Raw genomic sequence first — 16429 nt, forward strand, 5'->3', positions numbered from 1 at the left:
AGGCTTATCGCGCCAGCTTGCGCAAGCCATCCAGCAGCTGGCTGATTTCGTCGTCGCTCGTCAGGTAGCTGACGGAGGCCCGCGCAATCTGCGTCAGGCCGCGCGCCTGCATGTCCAGCGGCGTGTAGGGCACGCCATTGCTGCCGATGGTGATGCCTTGCGCCGCCAGTGCGCGCTGCACATTGGTCGCGTCCTGGCCCGCCAGATTGAAGGCCACCAGCCCCGATTGTTCGCGGCCCTGATCCAGCACGGTGATGCCGTCAATGGCGGCAAGCTCCGTGCGCAGCGTGCGGGCGGTGGCGTCGATGGTGGCGCGGATCGTGTCCAAGCCCAGGTCCAGCGCTTCCTGCAAGGCGTTAGCTAGGCCGCAACGCAAGGCCAATGAGCTTTCGGCGCCTTCCAGGCGCGCGGCATCGGCGCGCAGCACGGGCTGGCCGTCGGCGTTCAAGGGGGCGGAGTGGGTGTCGACGAAGGCGGGCGTGAGCTGATCCAGGAACGCGCGGCGCACATACAAGAGGCCGGTGCCGCGCGGGCCGCGCAAGGCTTTGCGCCCCGGGCCGGTCAACACGTCGCAGCCAACTTGCTCGACATCAATCGGTAGTTGGCCGAGCGCTTGCGCGGCGTCGACGAAGTACGGAATGCCGTGTTGGCGCGCCACGCGTCCGATGGCGGCGGCCGGGTTGATCAGGCCGCCGTTGGCCGGCAGCCACGTCAGCGCAATGAGACGCACGCGCTCGTCCACCATGGCGGTGAGCGCATCGGCGTCCACGCAGCCGCTCGCATCCGACGGAATCGTTTCAAGCACCGCGCCGGCGCGTTCGGCGTGAAGCCGCATCGTGGCCAGATTGCCGCCCCATTCGTGGCGGCCCACCAGAATGCGGTCACCGGGGTGCCAGCGCGGCAGCGCCGCGAAGGCCGCGCCCCAGCCATGGGAATTGCCGGTGGTCAACGCAATCTCTTCAGGCTGCGCGTTAAGCAACTGCGCGCCCAGCGTGCGGGCGCTTTCGGTCAGCGCGCGTGACCGCACTCCGGCTTCCATCGGCCCTTGCGTGGCTTCGCGCAGCAGGTGCTCGTGGACGGCATCCACGGTCGCGGCGGAAGGTAGTGACGAACCGGCGTGGTTGAAGTGGACGCAGCGTTGCGCACCGGGCGTGCGGGCGCGCAAGGCGAGTCGGGCGTCGGAAGTCAGAGGGGCAGACATGGGGGGCTCGGAGCGTGTCGTAGGCGCAGGCTCAGACGAGCCTGCGATGGATGTTGTCGAAAAATCAGGCGGGCGTGAGCGCAATCACGGCTTCAACTTCCACGGCCACGCCTTGCGGCAACGAGGCCACACCCACCGCGCTGCGCGAATGGCGGCCGGCGTCACCGAACACGTCCACCATCAGGTCGGACGCGCCATTGGCGACGGCGCTTTGGCGGTTGAAATCCGGCGTGCTGGCCACGAATACGCCCAGGCGCACGACGCGTGCAACGCGGTCCAGGCGGTCGCCGGTGGCGGCGGCGATTTGCGACAGGATGCCCAGGCCGGACAGCTTGGCGGCTTCAACGCCATCGGCATCGGAAATCTGGTTGCCCAATTGGCCCAGGTACTGGGGCTTGCCGCCTTTGCGCGAAATTTGGCCCGAGATATAGAGCAGGTTGCCTTCCAGAACAAACGGAACGTAGTTGGCGGCGGGGGCGGAGGCGGCTTCCAGGGCGTAGCCCAGTTCGGCCACGCGGCCAGAGATCAAGCGGGTCATGTCGGTGCACCTTAAACGGTTGGAGATAGCGTTGATGCTATCGGTGCGAGCCGCGTCTGACCAATCAATTCTTGCGCTTTACGTATGAGTAAAACTAATGCGTTCCGGTGCCAGTGCCGGAGCCAGTGGATTCGGCGGCGGCCTGCTTCAGCCAGTCATGCAGCATTTGCGCTGCGGGGGTGAGCGCGCCGCGCGGCGCGACGAACCACCAGCCGATGCGGGCATCTTCCAGCACGGCGTCAGGCAGCGCCTGCACCAGCGCGCCACTGGCCAGGTGCGGGGCGATCAGCCGGTGCCGCCCCATCGCCAGGCCCTGCCCCGCCAACGCCGCTTCGACGACGATGTTGTAGTCGTGCAGGCGCACGGTCTGCGCGCGGCCCAGGTCCATCCCATAGCGCCGTGCCCAGGCGTCCCATTCAAAGGGCTGCTTGGCGTGCGAGGTCAGTAGCGGATGGCGCAGCAGATCGTCCGGCGTGCGCGGGCGCTTGCGGCCGGCGACAAGGCTGGGCGCGCAGACCACAGACAGCCGCTCGGTCATCAACAGCCGCGATTTCACCCCGGGCCACACGCCGCGCCCATAGCGGATGGCGACGTCCACATCGCCGCCCGCCACGTCGGCCAGGCTGATGTCGGGTTGCAGTTGCAGGTCGATATCGGGATGCGCGGCCGCGAAGGCTGGCAAGCGCGGCGCGAGCCAGCGGGTGGCGAACGAGGCCAGCAGCCCTACCGTCAGCGTCGTACGCGCCACAGCGGGTGCGCGGATCGCGTCGGTGCCTTGCCGCAGCAATTCGAACGCGGCATGCACATGGTCGTAATACGCCTGCCCCGCGGGCGTCAACGCGACGGCGCGCGTGCGCCGTTCAAACAGCGCCAATCCCAATTCGCGTTCCAGCCGTTGGATATGGTGGCTGATGGCGCTTTGCGTGACGAAGAGTTCCTGCGCGGCCAGCGAAAAGCTCAAGCGGCGCGCGGCCGCTTCGAATGCGCGCAGGGAAACCAGGGCAGGCAGGGATCGCGTGGAACGCATGGAATCAGCCGTGAAGCATCAGGACGGGATGCGCGTCATCCTACGCTGATCGAAAGGCGCGGGGCAAAGGCCCAATGCAAAAAGCCCGCAACTTTAGTTGCGGGCTTTTTTAGGGGTACTGCGAGCAATGCGGATGAAGCTTGCATTGCTGAATTCTTGGCTCCCCGAGCTGGGCTCGAACCAGCGACCTGCGGATTAACAGTCCGTCGCTCTACCGACTGAGCTATCGGGGAACAGGTAGAGGGGCCGAATTATGCACAAAAAATCGAAAGAATGCAAAGCGGGTGGAAAATTTTCTGTCAGGCGTGCTGAATCGCCTGGGCCGTGCGGAACAGTTGCGGCACGATATCGCGCAGCAAACGGTCGCTGGGATAGTCGTGGCGGGGCGCGCTGACGCTGATTGCCGCCAGCGGCACGTCTCGCGCATCGCGTAGCAACACGGCCGCGCCGACCTGGTTTTGCAGCACCTGATCTTCGGTCAATGCATAGCCGTCGTCGCGGGCTTGCCGGATCAGCGCCAGCAAGGCGCCGGGCTCGACCACGGTGCGCGGCGTGAACGCGCGCGGGGGCGACCGCTGTAGGGTCTGGCCGATGGCGCTGTCGTCCAACTGCGTCAGCAGCATGCGCCCGCCGCTGTTGCACCAGGCCGGCATGCGGCGGCCCGGCAGCATTTCGGCCAGCGTCAACTGCCGGCTGGGCAGGCGCAGCAGATAAATCATGTCATCGCCCGCCAGCACGCTCATGTGCACGGCCAGGCCGCAGCGATCACGCAGTGCGACCAGATGCGGTGCGGCCATGGATACCAGGCGGTCGCTGCGCAGAAAGTAATAGCCCAGCTCCACCACGCGCGGCCCCAGGCGGTAGCGGCGCGTGGCCGCGTCCTTGACCAGGTAGCCCAGGCGTTCCCACGTATGCGCAAAGCGTTGCGCCGCGCTTTTGCCAAGACCGGTCAGGGTAGCGATGTCGGTCAGCCCCAAGGAGTCCGAGGCGTCACGAAAAGCGTCCAGCACGCGCATGCCTTTTTCCAGCGACGCGACGAACAAGGGGTCGTCGGCATCGGGAGTGGGGATGTCAGCAACCGGATTTTGGCGAGGGGTCATGAGCGTCTGGCCGAGGTCTTGCACAAGGGAAATGGCGGGGTGGCGCGGGTTTGGCGCGGCAGTGGCGCGGCGTTAGCGCACGTGGCGGGGCTAGTTTCCCCGAATTGTTCGCGCACCAAATACGCACTATAAAGTTTATTATTCAATACTTTGTATCGCATAGCAATACAACCAAGCCGCAATGACTTCGACTTCCCCCCTTTGCGAGATGACCGCCGTGGCCCTGCGCGCCGAGATCGCCGCCGGCCATGTCAGCGCCCGCGACGTCACCGCCGCCCATCTGGCGCGCATCGACGCCTGCAACCCCAGTGTGAATGCGATCGTGACGCTGGACGCCGAAGGCGCGCTGGCCCGCGCCGCACAAGCCGATGAACGCCAGGCCGCCGGCCACCCGCTGGGCTTGCTGCATGGCTTGCCGATCGTGCACAAGGATTCGTTCCTGACGGCCGGCATGCGCACCACCTACGGCTCGCCGCTATATCGCGATTTCGTGCCTGAGCGCGACAGCCTCATCGTCAGCCGCGAACGCGCGGCCGGCGCCATTACGCTGGGCAAGACCAACCTGCCCGAATTCGGCGCGGGCTCGCAGACGTTCAACACGGTCTTCGGCGCCACCCGCAACCCCTACGACCTTCGCCTGACTGCGGGGGGCAGCAGTGGCGGCGCGGCCGCCGCGTTGGCCGCACGCATGACGCCGCTGGCCGACGGCACGGACATGGGCGGCTCGCTGCGCAACCCCGCGTCATTCTGCAACGTGGTGGGCCTGCGCCCGTCGCCCGGCCGCGTGCCGCAATGGCCCACGGCCAGCCCGTACAACGCGCTGACGGTGGCCGGCCCCATGGCCCGCACGGTGGCCGATGTGGCGCTGCTGCTGGCCGCCACCGCGGGCAACGACGCGCGCGACCCGCTGGCCATCGACCAAGATCCCGCGCGCTTCCTGGACAGCTTGGCCCGTGATTTCAAGGGCGTGCGYATCGCCTACGCGCCGACGTGGGGCGGCCTGCCCGTCGAACGTGCAGTGTTGGAAGTGCTGGACCGCCAGCTGCCCGTCTTCGCCGAGTTGGGCGCGCACGTGGAGCCTGCCTGCCCCGACTTCACCGGCGCGGACGCGTCGTTCCAGGCCTTGCGCGGCCAAACCTTCGCGGTGGGCTACGAGGCCGTGCTGCGTGAGCACCGGCATCTGTTGAAAGACACGGTCATCTGGAATATTGAACTGGGCTTGCAGCAATCGGCTGCGGCCGTCATCCAGGCCGAGCGCGACCGCGCCGCGCTGTTTGCGCGCATGCACGCCTTCATGCAGACGCACGAATTCCTGATCGGCCCGGTCAGTCAGGTGTTGCCGTTTCCGGTGGAACACGAAACCGTGCGCCGCATTGAAGACACGCCGATGCACAACTACATCGATTGGATGCGCTCGGGCTACTACCTGTCGTTGACGGGGCATCCGGCCATCTCCGTGCCCTGTGGCTTTACCGGCGAGGGGTTGCCAGTGGGCATCCAGATCGTTGGCCGGTATCGGCAGGAGCACGCCCTGCTGCAACTGGCGCACGCGTTCGAACACGCCACGCAGCACTGGCGCCGCGCGCCGGCATTGCCCAACTGACCTTCACACCTACAACACAAGGGGAAATCCATGAACCAGAAAGTCCTTCGCACGCTTGCGCTGTGCGTCCTGGCCGCCGCGCCGCTGATGGCGTCGGCGCAGAACTATCCGGCAAAACCGATCACCATGGTCGTGCCGTTCCCGCCGGGAGGCTCCACCGACGTCATCGGCCGCCTCTTTGCCGCCAAGCTGGGCGAACGCCTGGGCCAGACCGTCGTGGTCGAGAACAAGCCCGGCGCCAACACCAGCATCGGCGCGGTTGCCGTGGCGCGCGCCGCGCCTGACGGCTACACGTTCATGATCACCGGCGCGCCCACGTTCACGTTGAATCCGCTGCTGTATTCGAACCTGAACTACGACCCCATCAAGAGCTACGAATACGTCGCCATCGCGGGCAGCACGCCGTTCGTGATTCTGACGAATCCGCAAACCGGCATCGGCACGGTGGCCGACATCACCAGCAAGTCAGCCGCGCAGCCGCTTAGCTTTGGCTCGTTTGGCAACGGCTCCACGCCGCACATCGCGGGCGAGTCGCTGGCGCAGCGCACGGGCGCCAAGCTGCTGCACGTGCCCTATCGCGGCAGCGCACCGGCCATGACGGACTTGATCGGCAACCAGATTCCGCTGTCTATCGACACCCTGGTGGCCGGCCTGCCGCAAATCAAGGCAGGCAAGGCTCGCGCCGTTGCGCTGACGGGCAACGCCCGTTCGCCGCTGGTGCCCGACGTGCCCACCGTGGCCGAAAGCGGCGTCACCGGCTACGACTTCGAAACCTGGTTTGGCGTGGTCCTGCCGCACGGCACGCCGGCCCCCATCGTCAGCCGCTTGTCCAAGGAGATCCAGGCGGTCATGGCCGAACCGGATACCCGCGCCAAACTGCAAGATCTGGGCTTTGACGCCACCTATCAAGACCCGGCCGCGTTCCGCCGCAAGGTGGAAACGGAGCTGGAGCGCAATGTGGCGATCATCAAGGCGGCCGGGATCAAGCCGGATTGATGCGGATTTTGGGACGATAGCTGTTGCCAACGGCGGCAGCGCCCCACGAGCGGGATGCAGGTTGGCGACAGGCTGCATCCCTTATCATGGCACCCAGAAGGTTCGCGGCCTCTTTCGTCTTTTCTGGGTTCATCCATGTCTTCGTTCGACATTCAATTGCTGCTCACCGCCTTGGTGAGCGTCCTGGTGCTGGTCGCACTTATCGTCTCGCGCATCCGCATGCACCCGCTGCTGGCGCTGTTGATCGTCTCGATCGGCGTCGGTTTCGCCACAGGCATGGAGCCTGTGGCCATCGTCAAGAACCTGACCGATGGCGCGGGTAAAACCCTGGGCGCAGTAGGGGTAGTCATTGCGCTGGGCGCGATGCTGGGCAAGATCCTGGCGGACTCGGGCACCACCGAGCGCCTGGCCAACGCCATCTTGCAGCGCACCTCTACCCGCATGATCCCGTGGGCCATGACGCTGGTGGCTTTCGTCATCGGCATCCCGATGTTCTTTGAAGTGGGTCTGGTGGTGATGCTGCCGCTGATCTTCAGCGTGGCGCGCAAGCTGGAAAGCCAGCAGCGCTTCAAGGGGTCGGCCTATGTGTATGTGGGGGTGCCGGTGATTGCTGCGCTGGCGGCCATGCACGGCATGGTGCCGCCGCATCCGGGCCCGCTGACCGCCATTGCCACCTTGAAGACGACGGTCGGCCCGACCATGATCTACGGCTTCATCGCCGCCCTGCCCGCCATGATTTTCGGCGGGCCTCTGTATGGCGCCTTCATCGCGCCGCGCATGACGACTCGCCCCGACGCGGCGCTGCTCGATCAGTTCACCGCCACCAAGGAAACCGCGGGCGGCCACGCCGCACCCAGCGTCGGCCTGGGCGTGCTGGCGGCATTGCTGCCCGCCTTGCTGATGCTGGTGCATGCGGTGGCCGAGATGCTGCTGCCCAAGGGGTCAAGCACGCTGCACGTGGCCGCGTTTCTGGGCAACCCGATCGTCGCCATGCTGCTGGGCGTGCTGTTTGCGGCCGTGACGCTCGTCTTCATGCGCCAAGGCGATGCTGAGAAGCTGCGCGACGCGCTGGGCCAAAGCCTGAAGCCCATCGCCGGCATCATGCTGATCATTGCGGGTGGCGGCGCGTTCCAGCAGGTGCTGACCAGCGCCAAGGTCGGCGACGCCATCGTGCACCTGACGCACCAATTCGCCTTCCCGCCGCTGATCCTGGGCTGGCTGATCGCCATGCTGCTGTCGGTATCCACCGGCTCGGCCACCGTCGGCATCGTCGGCGCGGCGGGTCTGCTGGCACCGCTGGCAGGCGCCGACCCCAACCTGAACCTGCCGCTGCTCGCGCTGTCGATCGGCTGCGGATCGCTGTTCTTCAACTACGCGAATCACGCCGGCTTCTGGATGGTGAAAGAGTCCTTCGGCATGACGATGGGCGAAGCCACGAAAACGATCTCGGTCGTGCAATCGATCGTGTCGGTGGTGGGCTTGGTGATGGTGCTGTTGTTCAACATGCTGCCGGCGTTGGGGTGATTGTGGGCCTGACGCATCGACGGGCTGCCTGAACGGCGCGCACAGGCCTTCCAAGCGGGGTATCCGACAAGGCAGCCTAGCTTCGCCGTCCCAAGCTCAGGCCTCGTAAAGCAGACCGTAGCCGCTGCCCGTTCGCTTGATTCGCGCGAAGCCGAGTTCGCCCAGATGCATGCCGGCGATCAACATACCTTCCGAGCTGACCATGTCCAGAAGCCGTGATCGTGTGGCGGCTGCCTGGGATGTGTCTTGGTCGAATGCAATCGAGACGTCCGGCCGTTCAATCTGGATATGAGGGAAATGAACAATGTCTCCCCAGACAAGCAGGCTCTGATCGGCGGATTCGAAAAGATAGCCGGAGTGTCCATCCGTGTGTCCCGGTAATGGCATCGCTTTGACACCGGGAAGCACCTCCCCTTCAGCGAACGTGCGAAGCGTGTTGCGGTAGCCGCTGAAGACCTGGCGTGCGATCAGGAAGTTGCCCCGGGCGCGCTCGCTGGCACGGCTTAAGTTGCCGTCGTCCTGCCAGAAGGCAAGCTCCCGCTGATGAACAACCAGTTCTGCATTCGGAAAGATGATGTGCCCGGCGGCGTCCACCAGCCCGCCGACATGGTCGGGATGGGCATGGGTGAGCAGAATGGTGTCGATATCGCCGGGTTCGACGCCAGCGAGCGACAAATTCCTTATCAGACGGCCGCCCCATTGCTTGATCCCTCCGGCCCCTGCATCGATAAGAATGGTGCGGCCAGCGCCGCGCACCACATAGCAGTTGATATGCACGGCGGCGGGCTCCTGCTGCCCGACTTCGCTTTGCATTCTGGCGGCCTCGGATGGGTCGATATTCGAGAGAAAGTCCAGGCTGGCGGTGAGGTAGCCGTCGCTGATGGCGGTGATCGTGAAATCTCCGGCTTGCTGACTGGGAAAGGGAATGGCGGGCATCGCTATCTCCGGAAAATTTTGTTCGCTTCAAGCGCTGCGGGCGCTTGTCAGTTGTTCCGTCATCGGCGAATAGAGGTGGACGCCGTCGGGCAGCCTCTCGACAAGCTGAGCGGTTTGCCGAGGCAGTGTTGCGAGCCAACGGCGTTCCGGAAACTGTTCCAGCGCAACCGCTTGCATGCCTAAGGGCGTGAGGCCCATCTGGATCAGAGGGTCTGGGCCGCTTGCACAAAGCACGAGAAGCTCGGATGCGCTGACCGCCGGTGCAAGGCCGATATCGCTGTACAGATTTCGGTGCCAGTCGGTGATGTGTTGCTGCCACGTTGCGAAATTACCGCCGCCTTTCTGGCGATATTCCTCGCCCGTCAGCACATCGAGACCGTCGATGGTGTGGACGGCCAGGTAGGTCGGACAACCGTCGCTTAACGCCTTGAAGCGCTGCGACGTATGGAAGCCGGTTACCGAGATCAGGGCAGGTAGCTTTTCAAGGCTGTAGAAGGCGTTCCATTCGGCTTCGCTGGCGGGATCGGCGAAGCTGCATTCCACGGTGTAGATCATCAGATTGTCCTTCGTCACGGGCGAAGCGCTTGCGGCAGCCATCCCGTTTTCATTGCGGTAACGTAATGCTAGGTGGACAATTCCGGCCTATATAGCGATATAAAGTCAGCCTTCGGTGACATTTACTCAAGCTGATATCGAACCCATCCCCGTTGTCGAAACCCTTATGCGACGTAAGATTCCAAGCAATTCCGCGCTCCTTGCTTTTGAAGCCGCGGCTCGACATGGCAGCTTCGCGCGCGCAGCCGCGGAATTGGCGCTGACGGAAGGCGCGGTCAGTCGTCAGATCGGACGCCTTGAGGCATTTTTGAATGTCGCGCTATTCGAGCGCGTGGGAAATCGGGTTCGGCTTGCGCCCAACGGCAAGCGATACGCGGTGCAGGTGCGTGAGATTCTGGATCGGCTGGAACGGGACAGCCTCTATCTGATGGGGCAGCCCATCGAGGGGGGCAGCATTGATATTGCCGCCATTCCGACCTTCGCCACTCGTTGGCTAATTCCCCGGCTGAAGCGCTTTCAGACTGCGCATCCGAGCATTACCGTGCATATCGCCGAGCGTATGGAGCCCTTCATTCTTGCTGGCAGCGGATTCGACGCAGCCATTCATTTTGAGCATCCGGCATGGGCGGGTATGCATTTGCATCCGTTGCTGGAGGAGGTGCTTGTGCCCGTCTGTAGTCCGGCGCTGCTGGCGGAGGCCGGTGCGAATGTGTCGCTCGACCAATTGCCACGCCTTCACCGCAGGCAGAACCCGGACGCGTGGCAGCTTTATGCAAAAGAGGCCGGCATCGTGCTGACCAATTCGGCGGTAGGTGCGCGCTACGATCTGCATTCCATGCTGATAGCGGCGGCGGTCGCCGGCCTGGGAGTCGCGTTGGTGCCGCGTCTTTACATTGGGGCCGAGCTGGAACAAGGCCGTCTGGTCGCGCCTTGGGCGGACGGCAAAGCGATTACCAAGACCTTCTGCCTGGTTCTTCCTGAGCCGCTCGAGTTGAGTGCGGCCCCACTACAGGCATTTGCGAAATGGATGCTTCATGAAGCGCGGGGCTTGGCGTCGTGACGTAAGCGCCAGCGGTTTCGCGTACCCCTATGACGCTATCGCGATAGGGGTGTTGGTGCCGGTGAAAGGAATCGAACCCTCGACCTTCTCATTACAAGTGAGCTGCTCTACCAACTGAGCTACACCGGCACGGCGTGCCGGGGGCACGCGCAGGGACTGCATTGTAATGAAAAATCGGCGGGGCTGCGTGGCACCGCGGAAGATAGCGATGGCGGGGACGATGTGCCAGGCACGCCGTCCCCGCGTAGCAGATGCTATTTGACGATGGTCAGACGCGGACGCTTGGGTTCGTCGTCATCACCGCCGTCGTCGCCAGGCGCGGCGTCGGCGTCGGAGCCTTCGGGCGCGGCAGCGGTATCCGCCACGCCTTGAGCACCGGCTGCCGGCGGTTCATAGGGCTGCACTTCGAAGCCCATGCCTGCGCCGGTTTCACGCGCGTAGATGGCGCTGACCGCGCCGACGGGAACGTAAACGTTCTCGGTCACGCCGCTGAAGCGGGCTTGGAATTCGATGAATTCATTGCCCAGCACCAGACGGTTGGTGGCCAGCGTGCCGACGTTCAGAGTGATCTGACCGTCACGCACATGCGCGACGGGCACCATGGTGTGCTCGTCAACTTGCACAGTGATGTACGGCGTGTAGCCGTTATCAGTGCACCATTCATGCAACGCGCGGATCAGATACGGTTTGGTCGAAGTTTCACCCATCACGCAACAGCCTTAACGACGCATCACTTTTTCCGAAGGCGTCAGCGCTTCGATGTAGGCCGGACGCGAGAAGATGCGTTCGGCGTACTTTTGCAGCGGGGCCGCATTCTTGGGCAGTTCAATGCCGTAGTGATCCAGGCGCCACAAGAGCGGAGCCACGGCCACGTCGAGCATCGAGAATTCTTCGCCCAGCATGTACTTGTTCTTCAGCAGCATCGGAGCCAGCTGAGCCAGGCGGTCGCGAATGTTCTGGCGCGCGTTGGCCAGCTTCTTCTCGTCGGGCTTGGCGCTGCGGTCTTCCAGCGTCGAGACGTGAACGAACAGTTCTTTCTCGAAGTTGTAGAGGAACAGGCGGGTACGGGCGCGCATCACCGGATCAGCGGGCATCAGCTGCGGGTGCGGGAAGCGCTCGTCGATGTACTCGTTGATGATGTTCGACTCGTACAGAACCAGGTCGCGTTCGACCAGAATGGGCACCTGACCGTACGGGTTCATCACCGAGATGTCTTCGGGCTTGTTGTACAGGTCGATGTCGCGGATCTCGAAATCCATACCCTTTTCGAACAACACGAAGCGGCAGCGTTGCGAAAACGGACACGTGGTTCCGGAATAGAGCACCATCATGGTGTAAGTCCTTTATTGAAAAACGAAAGGCCAGCGCCTAAATCTAGCAGGCGCTGGCCCCAATTGCCAGACGGGATAGGCGTACAGCCCTATCCTCCGCTACCGTCCCTTTTTATAGGGGGGACGGTCAAATTGCCTGGCGGGGCGTTGCGGTTAGCGCACGTGTTTCCAGTACGAGGCGTTCAAGCGCCACGTAACGAGGAAGAACAACAGCAGGAACAACATGACGCCGACGCCGATGCGGACGCGCAATGTCTGGACGGGCTCGGCCATCCAGGACATGAATGCGGTCAGATCAGCGACGTCGTTGTCGTATGTTGCGACTTGGGCCGGGTTGGCGGCCTTAAATTTGGCATCAAAGGTGGCATGGCCGTGGTAATCAGCTACCGGTTCGGCCTTGACCGTGGAAAAACCTTGAGCATCGTACACCGTCGTGACACGTTCCCAGGTTTTGGGTGTGCCTTCCTTGGCATCCTTGACTTCCACTTCATGCATCGCGGTGGTTGTCAGTTCGCGCGGACCTTGGCGTTCCCAGAGCGCGTGAGGCATGCCGACGGCGGGGAAAACCAGGTTATTCCAGCCGGTGGCGCGCGACGTGTCGCGGTAGAAAGTGCGCAGGTAGGTGTAGATGTAGTCGGCGCCGGACGGGCCGGCGTTGACCGATTTGGCGCGGGCGATCACGGACAAGTCCGGGGGCGTCGTGCCAAACCACTTCTTGGCGTCCTTGGGTGACATGGCGATATTCATCATGTCGCCCACCTTTTCGCCGGTGAACAGCAGGCTTTCCTTGATTTGCTGGTCGGTCAGACCGATGTCCTTCAGCTTGTTGTAGCGCATCGAAGAGGCGCTATGACAGTTCAGGCAGTAGTTGACGAACAGCTTGGCGCCGTTTTGCAGCGACGACATGTCGTTGACGCGGTACGGCGCCTTGTCCAGCGGGAACCCGCCCTCGGCGGCGAATGCGGCGGTGGTGCACGTGAGCATCAAGGCTACGGCACCAATCAGCTTCTTGATCATGGTTAATCCGTTATCTGGTGGGGCTCAGTGGGCGTGGAACGTAACGCGCTCAGGCACTTGCTTGAAGGTGCCAAGGCGGCTCCAGACCGGCATCAGGAAAAAGAATGCCAGGTACAGCAGCGTGCCAATTTGCGACGTGATGTTCAACGGCGGACTGGGCGGCTGCGTACCGATGTAGCCGAGCACCAGGAAGTTGACCATGAAGATGCCGTAGATCCACTTGTGCCACGTGGGCCGGTAGCGGATCGACTTGACCGGGGAATGGTCCAGCCAGGGCAGGAAGAACAGGATGACAACCGTGCCGCCCATGGCCACCACACCCCAGAACTTGGCGTCGATCACGCGCAGCAGCACGGCCACGACGATCAGGATGCCGGGGATGGCGACGCGCAGGATGCCCTTCAGGTGGCTCTTGACGAGCAACGCGATGGCGCCCAGCACCGATGCACCCGCCAGCACCCACGTGAATTCGTCGGTGGTGGCGCGCAGCATCGAGTAGAACGGCGTGAAGTACCAGACCGGCGCGATGTGCGGAGGCGTCTTCAGCGAGTCAGCAGGAATGAAGTTGTTGAACTCGAGGAAGTAGCCGCCCATCTCGGGGGCGAAGAACACGATGAACGCGAACACGAGCAAGAAGCCCGCCACGCCCATCAGGTCATGCACCGAGTAGAACGGGTGGAACGGAATGCCATCCTTCGGCCGGCCGTACTTGTCTTTCGGGCCCTGCTTGATCTCGATGCCGTCCGGGTTGTTGGAGCCCACTTCGTGCAGCGCCACCAGGTGAGCCGCCACCAGGCCCACGAGCACCAGCGGAATCGCGATGACGTGGAAGGCGAAGAAGCGGTTCAGGGTAGCGTCCGACACGACGTAGTCGCCGCGAATCCAGATCGACAGTTCAGGGCCGATGAACGGAATGGCCGCGAACAGGTTGACGATCACCTGGGCGCCCCAATACGACATCTGGCCCCACGGAAGCAGGTAGCCGAAGAAGGCTTCGGCCATCAGACAGAGGAAAATCGCCACGCCGAAAATCCACACGAGTTCGCGCGGCTTGCGGTAGGAACCGTAAAGCAGCCCGCGCAACATGTGCAGGTAGACGACGACAAAGAACATCGACGCGCCGGTGGAGTGCATATAGCGCACCAGCCAGCCCCACGGGACTTCGCGCATGATGTATTCGACGGACTGGAACGCGCGTTCGGCGTCCGGCTTGTAGTGCATGACCAGGAAAATCCCGGTCACGATCTGCAGCACCAGGACCAATAAGGCCAGAGAGCCAAAGAAATACCAGAAGTTGAAATTCTTCGGTGCGTAGTACTCGGACAGATGGGCTTTCCAGGTGGAGGTCACCGGAAAGCGCCGGTCCAACCAGCCCAGCAGGCCTGTCGTCTCGACGGTTTTCTCGCCAGCCATGTAACGGCTCCTTCTCTAATACGTGTGCGTATTTGTTTTACTTACGTAATTCGGGAAAAAAGCGCGACGCGAGCGTCAGGCCTTGTTGTCTTCATCGACGCCCACAATGATGCGGGTATCGCTCAGATACTGGTAGGGCGGTACTTCGAGATTATCGGGAGCAGGCTTGTTCTTGTAGACCCGGCCGGCCAGGTCGAACGTGGAGCCATGGCACGGACAGAGGAATCCGCCTTGCCAATTGGCGCCCATGCCGCCACCGCCGCCTGTCTCGAAGTGCGAGGTGGGCGAGCAGCCCAGATGAGTACAAATGCCGACACAGACGAAGATCTCGGGCTTGCGCGAACGAGCTTCGTTTTCTGCGTATTTGGGAGTGAAACCAGGCCGCTTGGATTCGGGATCGGCCAGTAAAGGGTCGAGCGCTTTGAGACCGGCGAGTTGTTCGGGAGACCGGTGAATGATCCACACCGGCTTCCCACGCCATTCCACTGTTTTCATGGTGCCGACGGGTATATCGCCGATATCCACTTCTACAGGGGCCCCGGCCGCGCGGGCCTTTTCAGAGGGAGAAAATGTGCTCACAAGCGGCACTGCCGTTGCGACACCTGCTACGCCACCCACAGCACAGGCGGTGGTAACCCAGAAACGTCGCGAAGGATCAGGTGGCAGGTTGGGATCAACCGCACCGTCATCATCGTGCACCAGCGTATCCTGACTCATCTTCCTATCCTTGTTGATGCGCCCGCTCTACGAGTAGCATCACTTCTGCGGCATCGGGTTCGCGGGAATATGTAACAACATAGCAACCGCGTATTATAGCGCCAGCCCACTGACGGGCGTATCACGAAGGGAGTGCTTTTATGAGCAAAGCAACTGGTTTCGTCAAAGAATTCCGAGATTTCGCTGTTAAAGGCAATGCGGTTGACTTGGCGGTGGGTGTCATTATCGGCGCAGCGTTCGGCAGAATTGTTGATTCGCTAGTCAAAGACATCGTCATGCCTCTGGTCAACTTCATCCTGGGTGGTTCGGTCGATTTTTCGAACAAATTCTTGGTGCTGTCGATGCCTGCTGGCTACAACGGCCCGATGACGTATGCCGACCTCTCGAAAGCCGGCGCGAACGTGTTCGCGTGGGGGAATTTCGTCACCATCATCATCAACTTTGTGTTGTTGGCGTTCGTGATTTTCTGGATGGTGAAAGCCATCTACAAGGCCCGCACCAAGGCCGAGGAAGCGCCGGCCGCACCGGCCGCAACGCCCGAAGATGTGGCGCTGCTGCGCGAGATCCGCGACCTGCTGAAAAAGCCATGAAGAAAGCGCCCCGTGGGGCGCTTTTTTATTAGGCTGGATTATCAAGGTCGACAAATTCGACCTTGATGCCGAAGTGCTCGGCAACCGCCTGGCCCAACGCTTGCGCGCCATAGCGCTCGGTGGCGTGATGACCGGCGGCGATGAACCCTACGCCGGTTTCGCGCGCCAGATGCACGGTGGATTCCGAGACTTCGCCTGTGATGTAGGCGCTGACGCCCGCGTCCACGGCGTCAGCCAGCATGCCTTGCGCGCCGCCCGTGCACCACGCCACGCGCGACACGGGTTGATCGGGGTCGCCCACGACTAGCGGCTGGCGGCCCAGGCGTTCGGCCACGCGCGCGCCAAGTTCGCCAAGCGTCTTTGCACCGGTGGCGTCGCCCAGCCACACCAGATTGTCCTGACCACAGGTTTGCGGTGAACCGTCATCGCGGCGCGCGGGTGTCAGGCCCAGCACGCGGGCCAATTGCGCGTTGTTGCCCAGTGTGGGGTGGGCGTCCAGCGGCAGGTGGTAGGCGTACAGGTTCAGGTCGTTTTTCAACGCCAACGCCATGCGCGTGCGGCGCGTGCCGATGACGCGGCGGTCTTCGTTGCGCCACATCCAGCCGTGATGCACCAGCACCGCGTCGGCGCCGCGTTCGACGGCCGTGCGCAACAACGCTTCGCTAGCGGTGACACCGGTGATAATGTGTCCGACTTCGGATCGGCCCTCCACCTGCATGCCGTTGGGGCAGTAGTCCTTGAAGCGCGCGGCTTGCAGGGTGTTGTCCAGCCAGCTGGCCAGCACGTGGGAGTCCACTTTTTTCATTGTTTGTCCTATCAGA

At 63.0% G+C, this 16429-nt stretch carries 17 protein-coding genes and 2 tRNA genes; 5 read left to right on the forward strand and 14 right to left on the reverse strand.

Going from position 1 to position 16429, the window contains the following annotated elements; genetic code table 11:
- Positions 1-4 precede the first annotated feature (4 nt).
- From AC1DSJ_RS09420 to AC1DSJ_RS09440, 5 genes are all read right to left on the reverse strand, one after another.
- Entirely contained in the window at positions 5-1201 is a 1197-nt protein-coding gene (locus AC1DSJ_RS09420) for an aminotransferase class V-fold PLP-dependent enzyme (protein WP_441371324.1), read from the reverse strand.
- 64 nt (positions 1202-1265) lie between these two features.
- Positions 1266-1739, reverse strand: coding sequence for a RidA family protein (locus AC1DSJ_RS09425; RefSeq protein ID WP_342066328.1), 474 nt, complete (start codon positions 1737-1739; stop codon positions 1266-1268).
- Between the two features lie 94 nt (positions 1740-1833).
- A complete protein-coding gene (gene gcvA, locus AC1DSJ_RS09430) occupies positions 1834-2766 on the reverse strand; it encodes a transcriptional regulator GcvA (protein ID WP_175170686.1) in 933 nt (310 codons plus the stop codon).
- Positions 2767-2923: 157 nt separating this feature from the next.
- A tRNA-Asn gene (locus AC1DSJ_RS09435) sits at positions 2924-2999 on the reverse strand.
- Between the two features lie 66 nt (positions 3000-3065).
- The gene (locus AC1DSJ_RS09440; protein ID WP_156336330.1) at positions 3066-3866 is read right to left on the reverse strand and encodes an IclR family transcriptional regulator; all 801 of its coding nucleotides are present in this window, start codon (positions 3864-3866) and stop codon (positions 3066-3068) included.
- Positions 3867-4047: 181 nt separating this feature from the next.
- On the opposite strand from AC1DSJ_RS09440, the gene AC1DSJ_RS09445 reads away from it, so the two are divergent.
- From AC1DSJ_RS09445 to AC1DSJ_RS09455, 3 genes are all read left to right on the forward strand, one after another.
- Positions 4048-5469, forward strand: coding sequence for an amidase (locus AC1DSJ_RS09445; protein ID WP_441371325.1), 1422 nt, complete (start codon positions 4048-4050; stop codon positions 5467-5469).
- Between the two features lie 30 nt (positions 5470-5499).
- Positions 5500-6465, forward strand: a complete 966-nt coding sequence (locus tag AC1DSJ_RS09450; RefSeq protein ID WP_342066326.1) for a Bug family tripartite tricarboxylate transporter substrate binding protein — start codon at positions 5500-5502, stop codon at positions 6463-6465.
- Positions 6466-6600: 135 nt separating this feature from the next.
- Complete coding sequence (locus AC1DSJ_RS09455; RefSeq protein WP_054421028.1) at positions 6601-7989, forward strand: GntP family permease; 1389 nt, start codon at positions 6601-6603, stop codon at positions 7987-7989.
- Between the two features lie 96 nt (positions 7990-8085).
- Here the strand turns inward: AC1DSJ_RS09455 and AC1DSJ_RS09460 are convergent, their stop codons facing one another.
- On the reverse strand, positions 8086-8925 hold the full coding sequence (locus AC1DSJ_RS09460; RefSeq protein WP_441371326.1) for an MBL fold metallo-hydrolase: 840 nt from the start codon (positions 8923-8925) through the stop codon (positions 8086-8088).
- Positions 8926-8952: 27 nt separating this feature from the next.
- Complete coding sequence (locus AC1DSJ_RS09465) at positions 8953-9480, reverse strand: sugar ABC transporter (protein WP_441371461.1); 528 nt, start codon at positions 9478-9480, stop codon at positions 8953-8955.
- Between the two features lie 166 nt (positions 9481-9646).
- Here AC1DSJ_RS09465 and AC1DSJ_RS09470 point away from each other — a divergent pair, with 166 nt between their 5' ends.
- Positions 9647-10540, forward strand: a complete 894-nt coding sequence (locus AC1DSJ_RS09470) for a LysR substrate-binding domain-containing protein (RefSeq protein ID WP_346552517.1) — start codon at positions 9647-9649, stop codon at positions 10538-10540.
- 53 nt (positions 10541-10593) lie between these two features.
- On the opposite strand, the gene AC1DSJ_RS09475 is transcribed toward AC1DSJ_RS09470, so the two are convergent.
- From AC1DSJ_RS09475 to petA, 6 genes are all read right to left on the reverse strand, one after another.
- Positions 10594-10669 (reverse strand) — tRNA-Thr (locus tag AC1DSJ_RS09475).
- A 125-nt stretch (positions 10670-10794) separates the two neighbouring features.
- Positions 10795-11247 (reverse strand): ClpXP protease specificity-enhancing factor, encoded by a 453-nt coding sequence (locus AC1DSJ_RS09480; protein ID WP_054421031.1) that lies wholly within the window; start codon positions 11245-11247, stop codon positions 10795-10797.
- Between the two features lie 12 nt (positions 11248-11259).
- On the reverse strand, positions 11260-11871 hold the full coding sequence (locus tag AC1DSJ_RS09485) for a glutathione S-transferase N-terminal domain-containing protein (RefSeq protein WP_006388039.1): 612 nt from the start codon (positions 11869-11871) through the stop codon (positions 11260-11262).
- 153 nt (positions 11872-12024) lie between these two features.
- Positions 12025-12888 (reverse strand): cytochrome c1, encoded by an 864-nt coding sequence (locus AC1DSJ_RS09490; RefSeq protein WP_054421032.1) that lies wholly within the window; start codon positions 12886-12888, stop codon positions 12025-12027.
- 24 nt (positions 12889-12912) lie between these two features.
- Positions 12913-14301: a cytochrome b gene (locus tag AC1DSJ_RS09495; protein ID WP_441371327.1), complete on the reverse strand. Its 1389-nt coding sequence runs from the start codon at positions 14299-14301 to the stop codon at positions 12913-12915.
- A 75-nt stretch (positions 14302-14376) separates the two neighbouring features.
- Entirely contained in the window at positions 14377-15018 is a 642-nt protein-coding gene (petA, locus tag AC1DSJ_RS09500) for a ubiquinol-cytochrome c reductase iron-sulfur subunit (RefSeq protein WP_054421033.1), read from the reverse strand.
- A 140-nt stretch (positions 15019-15158) separates the two neighbouring features.
- On the opposite strand from petA, the gene mscL reads away from it, so the two are divergent.
- Positions 15159-15608, forward strand: a complete 450-nt coding sequence (mscL, locus tag AC1DSJ_RS09505) for a large conductance mechanosensitive channel protein MscL (protein ID WP_175170681.1) — start codon at positions 15159-15161, stop codon at positions 15606-15608.
- Between the two features lie 28 nt (positions 15609-15636).
- Here the strand turns inward: mscL and AC1DSJ_RS09510 are convergent, their stop codons facing one another.
- Positions 15637-16413 (reverse strand): Nif3-like dinuclear metal center hexameric protein, encoded by a 777-nt coding sequence (locus tag AC1DSJ_RS09510; RefSeq protein WP_441371328.1) that lies wholly within the window; start codon positions 16411-16413, stop codon positions 15637-15639.
- Between the last annotated feature and the right edge of the window lie 16 nt (positions 16414-16429).

Source organism: Achromobacter sp. 01N37 (assembly GCF_056399725.1).